The 12,152-nt window shown below is 69.5% G+C and carries 12 protein-coding genes and 1 pseudogene; 8 read left to right on the forward strand and 5 right to left on the reverse strand.

Annotated elements, in window-relative coordinates:
- The 8 genes and pseudogenes from carB to ACK5KK_RS04400 all read left to right on the forward strand — a co-directional run.
- A pseudogene (gene carB / locus ACK5KK_RS04365) lies at positions 1-476 on the forward strand (carbamoyl phosphate synthase large subunit); the annotation flags it as partial.
- Positions 473-1,333, forward strand: coding sequence for an orotidine-5'-phosphate decarboxylase (gene pyrF / locus ACK5KK_RS04370; protein WP_416888870.1), 861 nt, complete (start codon positions 473-475; stop codon positions 1,331-1,333). The pseudogene carB and the gene pyrF, both read left to right, overlap by 4 nt.
- A complete protein-coding gene (gene gmk, locus ACK5KK_RS04375) occupies positions 1,326-2,222 on the forward strand; it encodes a guanylate kinase (protein ID WP_416888871.1) in 897 nt (298 codons plus the stop codon). The genes pyrF and gmk overlap by 8 nt, the downstream gene beginning before the upstream one ends.
- Positions 2,223-2,400: 178 nt before the next feature.
- The gene (gene rpoZ, locus ACK5KK_RS04380) at positions 2,401-2,655 is read left to right on the forward strand and encodes a DNA-directed RNA polymerase subunit omega (RefSeq protein ID WP_416888872.1); all 255 of its coding nucleotides are present in this window, start codon (positions 2,401-2,403) and stop codon (positions 2,653-2,655) included.
- A 120-nt stretch (positions 2,656-2,775) separates the two neighbouring features.
- Positions 2,776-3,969 (forward strand): methionine adenosyltransferase, encoded by a 1,194-nt coding sequence (gene metK / locus ACK5KK_RS04385; RefSeq protein WP_416888873.1) that lies wholly within the window; start codon positions 2,776-2,778, stop codon positions 3,967-3,969.
- Between the two features lie 30 nt (positions 3,970-3,999).
- Entirely contained in the window at positions 4,000-5,964 is a 1,965-nt protein-coding gene (locus ACK5KK_RS04390; protein ID WP_416888874.1) for a primosomal protein N', read from the forward strand.
- 8 nt (positions 5,965-5,972) lie between these two features.
- A complete protein-coding gene (gene fmt, locus ACK5KK_RS04395; RefSeq protein ID WP_416888875.1) occupies positions 5,973-6,920 on the forward strand; it encodes a methionyl-tRNA formyltransferase in 948 nt (315 codons plus the stop codon).
- Entirely contained in the window at positions 6,917-8,275 is a 1,359-nt protein-coding gene (locus tag ACK5KK_RS04400) for an RsmB/NOP family class I SAM-dependent RNA methyltransferase (RefSeq protein WP_416888876.1), read from the forward strand. Before fmt ends, ACK5KK_RS04400 begins: the two co-directional genes overlap by 4 nt.
- Before the next feature lie 6 nt (positions 8,276-8,281).
- Here the strand turns inward: ACK5KK_RS04400 and ACK5KK_RS04405 are convergent, their stop codons facing one another.
- From ACK5KK_RS04405 to ACK5KK_RS04425, 5 genes are all read right to left on the reverse strand, one after another.
- Complete coding sequence (locus ACK5KK_RS04405; RefSeq protein ID WP_416888877.1) at positions 8,282-9,442, reverse strand: ABC transporter permease; 1,161 nt, start codon at positions 9,440-9,442, stop codon at positions 8,282-8,284.
- Complete coding sequence (locus tag ACK5KK_RS04410; RefSeq protein ID WP_416888878.1) at positions 9,439-10,125, reverse strand: ABC transporter ATP-binding protein; 687 nt, start codon at positions 10,123-10,125, stop codon at positions 9,439-9,441. Before ACK5KK_RS04410 ends, ACK5KK_RS04405 begins: the two co-directional genes overlap by 4 nt.
- Entirely contained in the window at positions 10,122-10,592 is a 471-nt protein-coding gene (locus ACK5KK_RS04415) for a hypothetical protein (RefSeq protein ID WP_416888879.1), read from the reverse strand. The genes ACK5KK_RS04410 and ACK5KK_RS04415 overlap by 4 nt, the downstream gene beginning before the upstream one ends.
- A gap of 363 nt (positions 10,593-10,955) precedes the next feature.
- Positions 10,956-11,351, reverse strand: a complete 396-nt coding sequence (locus tag ACK5KK_RS04420; RefSeq protein ID WP_416888880.1) for a hypothetical protein — start codon at positions 11,349-11,351, stop codon at positions 10,956-10,958.
- Between the two features lie 110 nt (positions 11,352-11,461).
- A complete protein-coding gene (locus tag ACK5KK_RS04425; protein WP_416888881.1) occupies positions 11,462-11,893 on the reverse strand; it encodes a hypothetical protein in 432 nt (143 codons plus the stop codon).
- Between the last annotated feature and the right edge of the window lie 259 nt (positions 11,894-12,152).

Consider the following 12,152-nt stretch of genomic DNA (forward strand, 5'->3'; position numbering starts at 1 on the left):
TCCCGACCGCGTTCGCGAAGAGCCAGACCGCGGCCTACGGGGGCATGCCCACCAGCGGCACCGTGTTCCTGTCGGTCGCCGACGACGACAAGCGGGCCGTCATCCTGCCCGCCCACCGGCTGCAGGAGCTCGGCTTCCGGCTCACCGCTACCGAGGGGACGGCGGAGATCCTGGCGCGCAACGGGATTCGTGTGGAGGTCGTCAACAAGTATTCCGCGACGCAGGAATCCGGGCAGGTGAACGTGGTCGACCTGATCAACGCGGGTGAGATCGACATCGTCGTGAACACGCCGTCGGGCGGGATCGCGCGCGCCGACGGGTATGAGATCCGCGCGGCGGCGGTGGCTGGCGACAAGTCGCTGCTGACCACGATGGCCGTACTCGGGGCTGCCGTGAGCGCGTTGCCGGTGCTGCGCCGCGGCTTCGAGGTGCGCAGTCTGCAGGAGTACGCGGCCGACCGGGCGGCCCGCGGGTGAGCTCATTCGGCGCGCGCGTCACGGCCGCCCGGGTGGCGGCCGGGCCGCTGTGCGTGGGCATCGACCCGCACGAGCACCTGCTCACATCGTGGGGGCTCCCGGTGTCGGCCGACGGTGCACGCACCTTCGGCCTGCGGGTGGTGGATGCCGCCGCCGGCAGGGTCGGGATCGTCAAACCGCAGGTGTCGTTCTACGAGCGGTTCGGGTCGGTGGGTTTCGCGGCGCTGGAGGACGTGCTGGGCGCGGCCCGCGCCGCGGGACTTCTCGTCATCGCCGACGCCAAGCGGGGCGACATCGGCACGACGATGGAGGCGTACACGTGGGCCTGGCTGGAACCGGGATCGCCGCTGGAATCGGACGCCGTGACGGTCAACCCGTATCTCGGCACCGACTCGCTGCGGGACACGCTCGCCTTCGCGGCCCGCCACGACAAAGGCGTGTTCGTGCTCGCGGCGACGAGCAACCCCGACGGCCCGGTGCTGCAGGCCGCGCACACCGTGGATGTGCAGTCCGAGGAGAAACAGACGGTGGCCGGACGCGTCGCGGCGGACGTGGCCTGGGTCAATCGCTCCGCGGCGTTCGCCGGCGGCCTCGGCCCCATCGGCCTCGTCGTGGGCGCCACCGTCGATCGGGCCGCGGTGGGGTTGACCGACGAGTTGTTGGTGGGGGCGCCACTGCTGGCCCCCGGGTTCGGGGCGCAGGGGGCGGTGCCGGGGGAGCTTTCGGCGATCTTTGGCTCGCTGGCGCCGCAGGTCATCGCGAGCGAAAGCCGCAGCATCCTCTCGGCGGGACCGGATGGACTCGTCGAGTGCATCCAGAGGCGCGCGGACCTGTACCGTTGGAGTTCCGATGGCTAGAACTCGCACTCCTCCCGAAGTGGACCGCGTCGCCGCGTCGCAGCGCGCGGTCGCCGCCCGTCGCGAGCGGGCCTCGCTCAAACGCGACGTCGCAACCCGCGTGATCACCCCGCAGGATCTGCTGCGCCGCGCGTGGGCGCATCCGGAGTCCCCGGCGGGGCACATGCGGGTGACCGAGTTCCTTACCGCGATCCCGGCGATCGGAGAGGGGAAACGGGATCGCATTCTCGCGCACTTGGCGATCTCTCCGGTGAAGAAGCTCGGCGGGCTCGGCGCCCGACAGCGGGTGGTGCTGGAGCGCTACCTCGACGACCGCTGGCCCGAGCCGGAGCCGCGTGAGGGCCGCAGCCGGCTGGTCGTACTGGCCGGTCCCACGGCGGTCGGCAAGGGCACTGTGGCGGCGTACGTCAAGGAGCACCACCCCGAGATCATGTTGTCGGTGTCGGCGACCACGCGGGCGCCGCGCCCGGGCGAGGTCGACGGCGAGCACTACTACTTCGTCGATGACGCCGAGTTCGACCGCATGGTGGCCGACGGTGAGCTGCTGGAGCACGCCACCGTGCACAACGCGTTCCGGTACGGGACGCCTCGCGCCCCGATCGACACCGCCCTCGCCGCGGGCCGCACCGTGCTGCTGGAGATCGACCTGCAGGGGGCCCGACAGGTGCGGGCCGCCGCCCCGGACGCGAGCCTGGTTTTTCTGCTGCCGCCCAGCTGGGACGAGCTGGTCGACCGCCTCGTCGGTCGCGGCACGGAAGACGACGAGGAGCGGGCTCGGCGCCTGCGCACCGCCCGGGTCGAACTGGCCTCGCAGGGCGAGTTCGACTATCGCGTCGTCAATGACACCGTCGCTCACGCTGCCGCCGAAGTCGCCGCCCTCGCCCAGTAACCTCCGGCGAGATTGCGCGAACTGTTGCCGTCGGGCGGCTCTCACGTACGTTTGCGCAATCTCGGCGGCGGAGGGCGGGGTGCGCGGGGCTGTAGAATGAACGGATGCCGTGACACGCGGTCCGCTGGTGTGTCACGCCCGGCGCTTTCCCACCGACATTCGACCCAGGAGGTCCTCCATGGCCAATCGCGATCAGGGCATCATCGACCCGCCCATCGACGCACTGCTCGACAAGGTCGACTCGAAGTACCAGCTCGTGATCTACGCGGCCAAGCGTGCGCGCCAGATCAACGACTACTACTCCGACCTGCACGAGGGGAACCTGTTCGACAACGTCGGGCCGCTGGTGGACTCGAACGTCGAGGACAAGCCCCTCACGATCGCGCTGCACGAGATCCACGAGGACAAGCTGCGTCTGCGCGACGCGGAGTGACCGCGTGACGCCGTCCGGCGTCGCCATGCCCGCGCTCTCCCGGATGTCGGAGGCCGCGGGCATGATCGTGTCCGACCGAGCGCGGTCCCGACCGCGCCACCCCCAAGGACAGGAGATCCGGTGAGTTCCTTGCGTCTGTTCACGTCGGAGTCGGTGACCGAGGGCCACCCCGACAAGATCTGCGACCAGATCTCCGACAGCATCCTCGACGCGCTGATCGCCGTCGACGCGCACAGCCGCGTCGCCGTGGAGACCCTCGTGACGACGGGGCTGATCCATGTCGCCGGCGAGGTGCGCACCGGCGGGTACGTCGACATTCCCGGCATCGTGCGCGGGGTGGTCAACCGCATCGGCTACACCTCGAGCGACACCGGGTTCGACGGTGACTCGTGCGGGGTCACGGTGTCGATCGGTGAGCAGTCCGGGGACATCGCGGCGGGAGTGGACAGCGCCGTGGAACACCGCGAGGGCGGCTCGGTCGATCCGGCCGACGTGCTCGGCGCCGGAGACCAGGGCATCATGTTCGGATACGCGACCCGTGAGACCCCGCAGCTGATGCCGATGGCGATCTGGACGGCGCATCGCATCGCGGAACGACTCGCCGACGCTCGTCGCACCGGGGCATTGCCGTTTCTGCGCCCCGACGGCAAGACCCAGGTCACGCTGGGCTACGACGGCGACGTGGCGCGCACCGTGGAGACGGTGGTGCTGTCCACCCAGCATCAGCCGGACATCTCGCTGGCGGCGCTGCGCGCAGCCGTCCGCGCCGAAGTCATCGACCCGGTGATCGCCCAGACCGGGCTGGACGTCTCCGACGTCGAGTACGTCATCAACCCCGCCGGTGATTTCGTCGTCGGCGGCCCCAAAGGCGACGCCGGTCTGACCGGACGCAAGATCATCATCGACACCTATGGCGGCGCCGCCCGCCACGGCGGCGGGGCGTTCAGCGGAAAGGACCCCTCCAAGGTTGACCGGTCCGCCGCCTATGCGATGCGGTGGGTCGCCAAGAACGCGGTCGCGGCGGGCCTTGCGGACCGCCTCGAAGTGCAGGTCGCCTACGCGATCGGACGTGCCGCTCCGGTCGGCCTGTACGTCGAGACCTTCGGCACCGGCCACGTCAGTGATGATGTGCTCGTCCGTGCGATCCTCGACGTCTTCGACCTGCGGCCGAGCAAGATCATCGAACACCTCGACCTTTTGCGCCCCATCTACGCGCAGACGTCGGTGTACGGCCACTTCGGGCGCGAACTTCCCGACTTCACCTGGGAACGGACCGATCGCGTCGGGGAGCTGCGCGTCGCGGCCGGGCTCTGACCCGATGCGTGCGCGCGGGGGGAGGGCTCGGTGACCCCGGTCGCCCAGGTTCTGATCGACGCGTCGCTGCCGCAACTGGACCGATTGTTCGACTACACGATCCCGGCCGACCTCGCCGGGCAGGTGACACCGGGCGTGCGGGTGAAGGTACCGCTGCGCAGTGCCGGGCGGATGATGTTCGGCTACGTCGTCGCCCTCGTCGAACGCGATCCCGAGCGGCCGCTGTCCGAGATCGACGCCGTCGTCTCGCCGGTCGTGGTGATGCCCGACGCGCTGTACACGCTCGCGCGGCGGTGTGCCGACCGCGCCGCCGGAGCGGCCAGCGACATCCTTCGCCTGGTCATCCCGAAGCGCATGGTGCGCGCCGAGAAGGCCTGGCTTTCCGCACCACCGCCGCCGATCCCTCGGATCGAGGAGGCGGTCCGGGACTGGGCGCAGGATCGAGTCGACACGTACCCGGGCGCGGCGGTCGCGCTCGCGGACGGCGAGCGAATGGCCCTGGATGCCCCGCCACGGCCCTCCGGGGAGCGGGCGGTCGGTTCCTGGGCAGAGGTCGTCGCCGCGATGGCGATCCTCATGCTTGCCCGGGGCTCCAGCGCCCTGATCGTGGTACCCGATCACCGCGACCAGGCGCAGGTCGTGGCCGCGATGGAGGGGCGGGTGCCCACAGGCAGCCTCGTCGCCGCCGATGCGCGGCAGAGCGGCCCTGATCGGTACGCCGCGTACCTCCGTATGCTCAGCGCCGTGCCGTGCATCGTCGTCGGCAACCGGTCGACGGTGTACGCGCCGGCCCATCGCGTGGGCCTGGTGGCACTCTGGGACGACGGCGACCCTCTGCTGGCCGAGCCGCTCAGCCCGGGGGTGCATGCCCGGGATGCGGCGCTGCTGCGGCAGGAGCAAGAGGGCTCCGCGCTCGTGATGATCGGGCACACCCGGACCACCGATGTGCAACGTCTGGTGCAGGTCGGATGGGTGCGCGAGCTACCGGCATCCCGGCCGGTGAGACCGCGTGTCGTGCTGTCGTCGACGACGGATGGCGAGGCGGGCGTGCGGGTACCGTCCTCTGCGTTCGCCGCTGCTCGAGAGGCGCTGCGCACCGGGCCGGTGCTGGTGCAGGTCGCGCGCCCCGGATACGCGCCGGTTCTCGTGTGCGCCGAGTGCCGCACGCCCACCCGCTGCCCGAAATGCGCCGGACCACTGCGTGCCCGGCGCGCGGGCGCGGCGCCCGAGTGCGGCTGGTGCGGCCGGCGCTTTCCGGCGTGGGTGTGCGCCTCGTGCTCGTCCACCAGGCTGCGGATGGCCTCGTCGGGCAGCGAGCGCACCGCCGACGAGCTGGGCCGCGCGTTCCCGAACACGCGGGTGATCCTCGCCGACGGTGACCACCCGGTGACCGAGGTCGATGCCCGGCCCGCCCTGGTCGTGGCCACTCGCGGCGCCGAACCGCAGGCGGCCGGCGGATACCGGGCGGTGATCCTGCTCGACGGCGACCGGATGCTGCTGACCGAGCAGCTGCGGATCGGTGAGTCGTGTCTGCGCTGGTGGTCCAACGCCGCCGCGCTGGCCGCCCCGGGCGCCCCCGTGCATCTGGTGGGGGTCACCGGTCCGCTGTCGCGAGCGCTGGCCACGTGGACGCAGCCGGCCTACGCACGCGCCGAATTGTCCGACCGTGCGCCGCTGCACATGCCGCCCGCGGTGCGGGTGGCCGCCGTGACCGGCACGCAGCAGGTCGTGGCGAGGGCTCTCGCGCACCTGCGCACCGATGTGCCGATGTTGCCGGCCCAGGCGGTGCTCGGCCCGACGTCAGGCGACGGCATCGACGACCAGGTGCGTGCGCTGGTGCGGTTCGACTACGCGCTGGGCGCGCCGGTCGCCTCATCGCTGCGCGCGTCCGTGATCACGGAGGCGCTGCGGGGCCGCCGTGCCCGAAAGGACCGGGGCCCCCGGAGCACGCCTACACTCAAGGTGCGGCTCGACGTACCCGAACTCGACCTGTGAGGAATCCCATGCGTATCGTCTTTGCCGGCACCCCCGACCCCGCACTCCCGTCGCTGCGGGCCCTCGTGGCGTCGTCCCACGAGGTCGTCGCCGTCGTGACGCGCACCGACGCCCCGCGGGGGCGCAAACGTGTGCTCACCGCGTCGCCGGTGGCCGGCGCGGCGGCGGCGCTCGGCATTCCGGTGATCAAGACGGATCGACTGGATTCGGCCGCCACCACCGCGATCGCCGAGTTGCGGGCCGATCTCGGCGTGATCGTCGCGTACGGCGCCCTGGTGCCCGAGCCGCTGCTGTCCACGCCGCGGCTCGGATGGATCAATCTGCACTTCTCACTGCTGCCCAGGTGGCGCGGTGCCGCACCCGTGCAGCACGCGCTCATCGCGGGGGATCGTGAGATCGGTGCGGCCGTGTTCCAGCTGGTCCCCGCGCTGGATGCCGGCGACGTCTACCGCACGGTCCGTTACCCGGTGCCGCGCGGCGCGACCGCCGGCCAGGTGCTGGACGCACTCGCGCAGCTCGGCGCGACCGCCGTGACCGAGGTCGTCGACGCCCTGGCGGCGGGGACGGCGCGCGCCGAGCCGCAGGTGGGGCAGTCGACCATCGCGCCACGGCTCACTCTTGCCGACGGCGCTCTCGACCTACGGGAGGGAGCCGACCGGGTACTGGACAGGTTCCGGGGCACGACGCCCGAACCGGGTGCACACGTCGTCTTCGACGGCCAGCGGTTCAAGATCCACGGTGCCGTAAGCGGTCCCGACACCGACCTGCCGCCTGGAGCGCTGGCGCTGAGGAACGGACAAGTGCTCGTGGGCACCGGCGCCGGCAGCATCGTCCTGACGCACGTGCAGCCGGCCGGCAAGTCGGCGATGGCGGCAGGCGACTGGTGGCGCGGCGTGCGGGCCGCCGACCCGCGCATCGACCTGCCGCACGCCCCGTCCGCGGGGGCGAGGTCGTGACCCGCTCGGCGCGGGAAGTGGCCTTCGACGTGCTGCGCGCCGTCGACGAGTCGGAAGCCTACGCGAACCTGCTGCTGCCGCGAGAACTGGCCGTCGCCGGTCTGTCACCGCAGGATGCGGCGCTGGCGACGGAACTGACCTACGGCACATTGCGTCGGCAGGGCACATACGACGCAGTCATCGCGCAGGCCGCCTCACGGGCGGTGGATGCCATCGACCCGCCGGTACGCGACGCGCTCCGGCTGGGCACGCACCAGCTGCTGGCGACCCGCGTCCCCGCGCACGCCGCCGTGAACGAGACGGTGCGGCACGTGCGCCAGACGGCGGGTGCACCCGCATCCGGATTCGCCAACGCGGTGCTGCGGCGGGTGTCCGAGCGGACCGCGGACGAGTGGATCGCGCTGCTGGAAGGCGCCGCGCGGTCGGACGACGAGCGCCTGGCGGCGCGCTGGTCGCACCCGGTGTGGGTGATCCGTGCGTTCCGGCGGGCCCTGGCCGCCGAGAACCGCGCCGACGAGCTCGATGAGCTGCTCGCCGCAGACAACGCGGCACCGTCGGTGACGATGACCGCGCTGCCGGGCCTGGCCGAGGTTCCGCCGGGCGCGGAGGCGACGGGCTACTCACCGATCGGTTTCCGTCTGGGTGGGGGAGAGCCGGGCCCGATGATTGCAGCATCGGGAGGGCGTATCCGGGTGCAGGACGAAGGCTCACAGCTCGCGGCGCTTGCACTGACCCGGGTCGTCCCCGTCCGTACGGGGGAGCGATGGTTGGACCTGTGCGCCGCGCCGGGTGGAAAGACGGCGGTCCTGGCGGCGGAGGCGCTGGCGGGCGGGGCGACGCTTGAGGCGAACGAGCTCTCGGCGGCGCGGGTCGGTCTCGTGCGCGATTCGGTGCGCGGCGTGCCGCTGGAGATCCCCGTTTCTCACGAGGATGGGCGCACCCGGGCGGGCCGGGGGCGCTACGACCGCATTCTGCTCGACGCACCGTGCACGGGGTTGGGTGCGCTGCGGCGCAGGCCGGAGGCGCGGTGGCGAAAGCGACCGGCCGATGTGCCTGCGTTGACCGAGCTGCAACACGGCCTGCTGGATGCTGCGCTCGATGCGGTCGCACCGGGGGGCGTGGTCGCTTACGTGACCTGTTCCCCGCATCTGGCCGAGACGCGAGGCGTCGTCGCGGAGGTGCTTCACCGCCGCGACGGCACGGTCGAAGAACTTGACGCGCGGGCGGTCGTGGGCGGGATCTCGATGCGCCCGATGGATCTTGCCGCCGCTGCGGACGGAGGCGGGCGGGCTCAGTTGTGGCCGCACCGCCACGGTACCGATGCGATGAGCATCACGCTGCTGCGAAGGTCATGAGTCCGGTCATCGGCGCATGACGTCGGAAAGATCTCGTCGATAGCTGAGCAGGGCCGGAACGATGCTGCTGACCAGTGCGCTGGCGCATGCCACTGCGAGGCAGACGAGACCGTAGACCGGATCGAACGGAGGCGGCGCGATGCCCAGGCGCGCACCGAAGGAGCCGACGACCAGCGGAACCAGGAGGAAGGACCCGCCGAACGCGATGGCTGCCGCGAGGAGGGCAAGGATCTGGGACTCGGTGATGACGATCGCAGCGACCTGCGTGCGCCGGGCGCCCATGACGCGACGGAGCGCGAACTCGTGCCCCCGGATCGTGGCCGACGACAGTCCCACGTTCAGAATGCCGATGACGGTGGAGGCGAGGGCGAGGACGCCGAGCACGAAGAGCACCTGTGCGGAGGTTGCGACCTCGTCGGCGAGAGCGTTGATCCGGTCGGTTCGGGTGGCTTCCCCGACCTCGAAGGGCGCGCCGAGCGCGATCAGTTCTCGACCTGCGCGGGTGACCTCGTCTGCAGTGAGGGCGGGGCCATGCAGCACAACCGAGACCGACATCGGTCTGCTGCCGAAGGTCGCGTAGTCGCTGAGGGGGAGATAGACCTGCGGTTGGTCGAAGCCGTCTCGGACGATGCCGACGACAGGAACCGGGACGCGGCTGTCGAACGTCCCGAGCTCCATCGTCGAGCCGTCATCGAGCAACGCCGCGGCTGCCTCGTTGACGACGCCCCGGGGCGCCAGGGAGGTGCCTTCCGAGATCCACTCTCCCGATGTCAGCAGCAACGGCCGAATGTCCCGCAGCGTCGGCGTCGCGAACGTGATCGCCGCTTCCGTCATCGCGGCGTCTTCGTTGTTCTGTGCGGCTACCCACATCGTGAGGTCGTCGTTCGCTGTGGTCGCCGCGACCGCATCGGCCCCCGTTCGTCGGAGCAGTTGTGCGAGTGTGGTGTCGATGCTCGCGTCGGGTGCGGTGAGCGAGACGGAGAGCTGGACGGTCGCCACCGGGCCACCGATCAGTAGGGCGCGCTGGATGGCCGCGTTTCTCAGTACGTCGGTTGCGGAGAAGACCGCAATGAACCCCAGCATGCCGAGGGTGAGTGTTGCGATGACGAGAACGCTGCGAACGGGAGCACCGCGTAATCCCTGGAGCGCGATTCGGATCGTCTTCATGCGACGTGCTCGCCGTGAGAGCTCAATCGCCCGTCGAGCATGTGCATCGTGCGGTCCATCCGTGCTGCGACGTCGCGGTCATGGGTGACGACGATCAAGGCAGCGTGTGCATCGCGAACGACGCCGAGCATCTGGCCCAGCACCGCCTCCCCGGTGATTTCATCGAGTGCGCCGGTCGGTTCGTCGGCGAGGATGATCTTCGGGTCGATCACCAAGGCACGCGCGATCGCGACGCGTTGCCGCTCTCCGCCGCTGATCCGGGCGGGTGCCCGCTTTTCGAGATGGCCGATGCCGAGCGCGTCGAGTTTGTCGCGTGCGCGGCGTCTGATGTCGCGGTAGCGCAGTCGGGATGAGTGCATGAGGGGGAGCGCGACGTTCTCGATCGCGCTCAAGTGGGGAACGAGTCCGGAGTTCTGGAGCACGAAGCCGATCGCCGATGCCCTCAGCACGGCGGCACGACGATCGCTCAGATGCATGGCGTTGCGCCCCGCGATGTCGAAGCGAGTTCCGCGGTCGAACGGGGACACGAGCCCGACACACGACAGCAGCGTGCTCTTCCCGCTGCCGGAACGGCCGATCACGGCGATGGTCTCTCCTGGGGTTACGGTGAGGTCGATGTCGTGGAGCACCTGCGCGCCGCCGATCGTGCGCGAGCCGCCACGCACCGAGAGCGCGGTTGTCATTGCTGCTGTCGCAGCAGCGAAGGGCTCGGAATGCGCACGACGTCGCCGTCGGCCAAGCCGCTGACGATCTCGACGTACGCACCGTCGGTGATCCCGAGTTCGACGGGAGTGGGGCGTTCACTGCCCTCCGGGTACACCGAGCCGTGCGTCACAGTGCCGGCCACCGCCTCGATCGGAAGTGCCAGCACGTCGGCTCGTTCGTCGAGCCGAATCGCAACGAGTCCGCTCAGACCGACGACAGCGGGAACGTCCTCAGGAATCGCGCACAGCAGCGAGTACTCGCCGTCAGCATCGGTCGGACGCGGATCCCGCAGGTCACAGCCGAACGGGCCGGAGGAGCCGTCCAGCTGAGCGTTGACCTCGATCGGGGTCCGTCCCGCGAGACGGAGTACCTGAGCCGGAGAGACAACGGCGCGCAGGGTCATCGCCGCGTCGGTGACGGTGACCAGGGGGGTGCCTTCGGTCACCGTCACATCCAAGGGAACGACTGGCTCCACGTGCGTGGCCGTCGGCGGGAGTGACAACGCTTGTGGTTGCCCGTCCTGCGGCAAGAATTCGAACGCAGCAGGGACGCCTTCTTGCGTATCAGCGGTGATCTCGACAAACCGTCCCGGCGCGGGAGCGGTCACCGAGAAAGTCGCACCCGCAACGACCGTTGACTCAACGGTGAGCACATCTGTGATCGTCCTCACCTCGACGGTCGCAGTCGCAGCCGTGTTGACTTCCGCGTCCGGTTCGTCATCGCCTTGAGCGGGGGCCGGAGCGCAGGCGCTCAGCGATATAACACAGCCGACGACGGTGAGAGCCTTCCACGTTGATCCGATGCTCACTCAGCCCTCCTCTGCCGCGCCGAGAGCGTCTGTGCAACCCGAAACGTAGACCTCTCTTAGCCCGCTGAGGTCGCCGAGTTCGGCCTCATCGAGCACGCCGAGGTACCCGTTTTCAGGATCTTCGACATACTTGAGCGCCCACTCCGTGGTGGGGAACGCCCGCAACTGTTCCATCGCCCGGTCTCGGGTCGCGGCGTCAGTGTCAGTCAGATAGACGTCCATCCAGGCACAGTTCCAGTGGAAGTAGGCGGCGCCTTCCGCGTTGCCCAGCCCGATCATGTTCGGTCCGAGGTCGGGCGGTTCAAGTGGAAAGTCCACGCCTTCGGGCATCGGTTCCGGGAACCGGGTCACGAACTCCTGATAGATCGCGATGTACTCTTCTTCGTCGATCCACACTTCAGACGTGCCGCCTGACGTCGCTGGTGTACACGCGGACAGCAGGCTCGCCCCGACTGTCGCGACCAGAACAGATCTAGTCCATCGAGATACGACGGAGTGTAACGTGCTCACAGCGTGAGCTTACCCTCGAACGACGGCGGCCAGACCCGACAGCCGCTGGTCTGCGCCGTGTTTCCTACTCGTAGGTTCATGGCGTAGTAACCGCGCGGAATCGTCATCGAGTTGTTGGATGAGAGGCGGTAACGGGATGTTGTTCGACTCTCCGGGTTCTTCACCATTGTGTGCGTAATCTGGTTCCCCGATTGGTTGCGCATTCCCGATCGCAAAGTCCAGACGTCCCACCACCAATGATGTGCCGTCAACCTCAGGCTGATGTTTCCGCTCGGGTGCCAGCGGTAGGTGGAGGACTCGAAGAGTGCACCGGCACAGTTCAAGCTTGCACTGATGTTATGAGTTTGGGCCGCGGCAGCTGGTAAGGCCGAAGCGATTACGAGTCCGACGCTGATACAGATCGCGATGCTCGCCTTCTTCAATTTCATGTCATGTCCCCCTAGAGTGTTTGGTTCCTTCGCTACCCGGCTGCAGGGCCGGGCTGCTGTCCACCGACAATACTATGGCGGAGGGGGGAGTCGTCTGTCCCCTTTTTGGGGGACGAAACGTCCCACGCGGTGAGGCTTACCTCGACGCATCTCCATCCGGGGCTCATCCGCTACCGTTCTCGAGGGAACCGCAGTCCGTGGCGTATACCTCCCGGAAGGCGCTGAGGTCTCCGAGTTCGGCCTGGTCGAGAACGCGGAG

Source organism: Microbacterium sp., assembly GCF_047972865.1.
Classification (GTDB): domain Bacteria; phylum Actinomycetota; class Actinomycetes; order Actinomycetales; family Microbacteriaceae; genus Microbacterium.

What these genes read in the sequence shown, in the direction of transcription:
- gmk (WP_416888871.1), top strand. Translation starts at nt 1,326, where the DNA reads ATGGCTAGAACTCGCACTCCTCCCGAAGTGGACCGCGTCGCCGCGTCG.
- rpoZ (WP_416888872.1), top strand. Translation starts at nt 2,401, where the DNA reads ATGGCCAATCGCGATCAGGGCATCATCGACCCGCCCATCGACGCACTG.
- fmt (WP_416888875.1), top strand. Translation starts at nt 5,973, where the DNA reads ATGCGTATCGTCTTTGCCGGCACCCCCGACCCCGCACTCCCGTCGCTG.
- ACK5KK_RS04405 (WP_416888877.1), bottom strand. Translation starts at nt 9,442, where the DNA reads ATGAAGACGATCCGAATCGCGCTCCAGGGATTACGCGGTGCTCCCGTT.
- ACK5KK_RS04410 (WP_416888878.1), bottom strand. Translation starts at nt 10,125, where the DNA reads ATGACAACCGCGCTCTCGGTGCGTGGCGGCTCGCGCACGATCGGCGGC.
- ACK5KK_RS04425 (WP_416888881.1), bottom strand. Translation starts at nt 11,893, where the DNA reads ATGAAATTGAAGAAGGCGAGCATCGCGATCTGTATCAGCGTCGGACTC.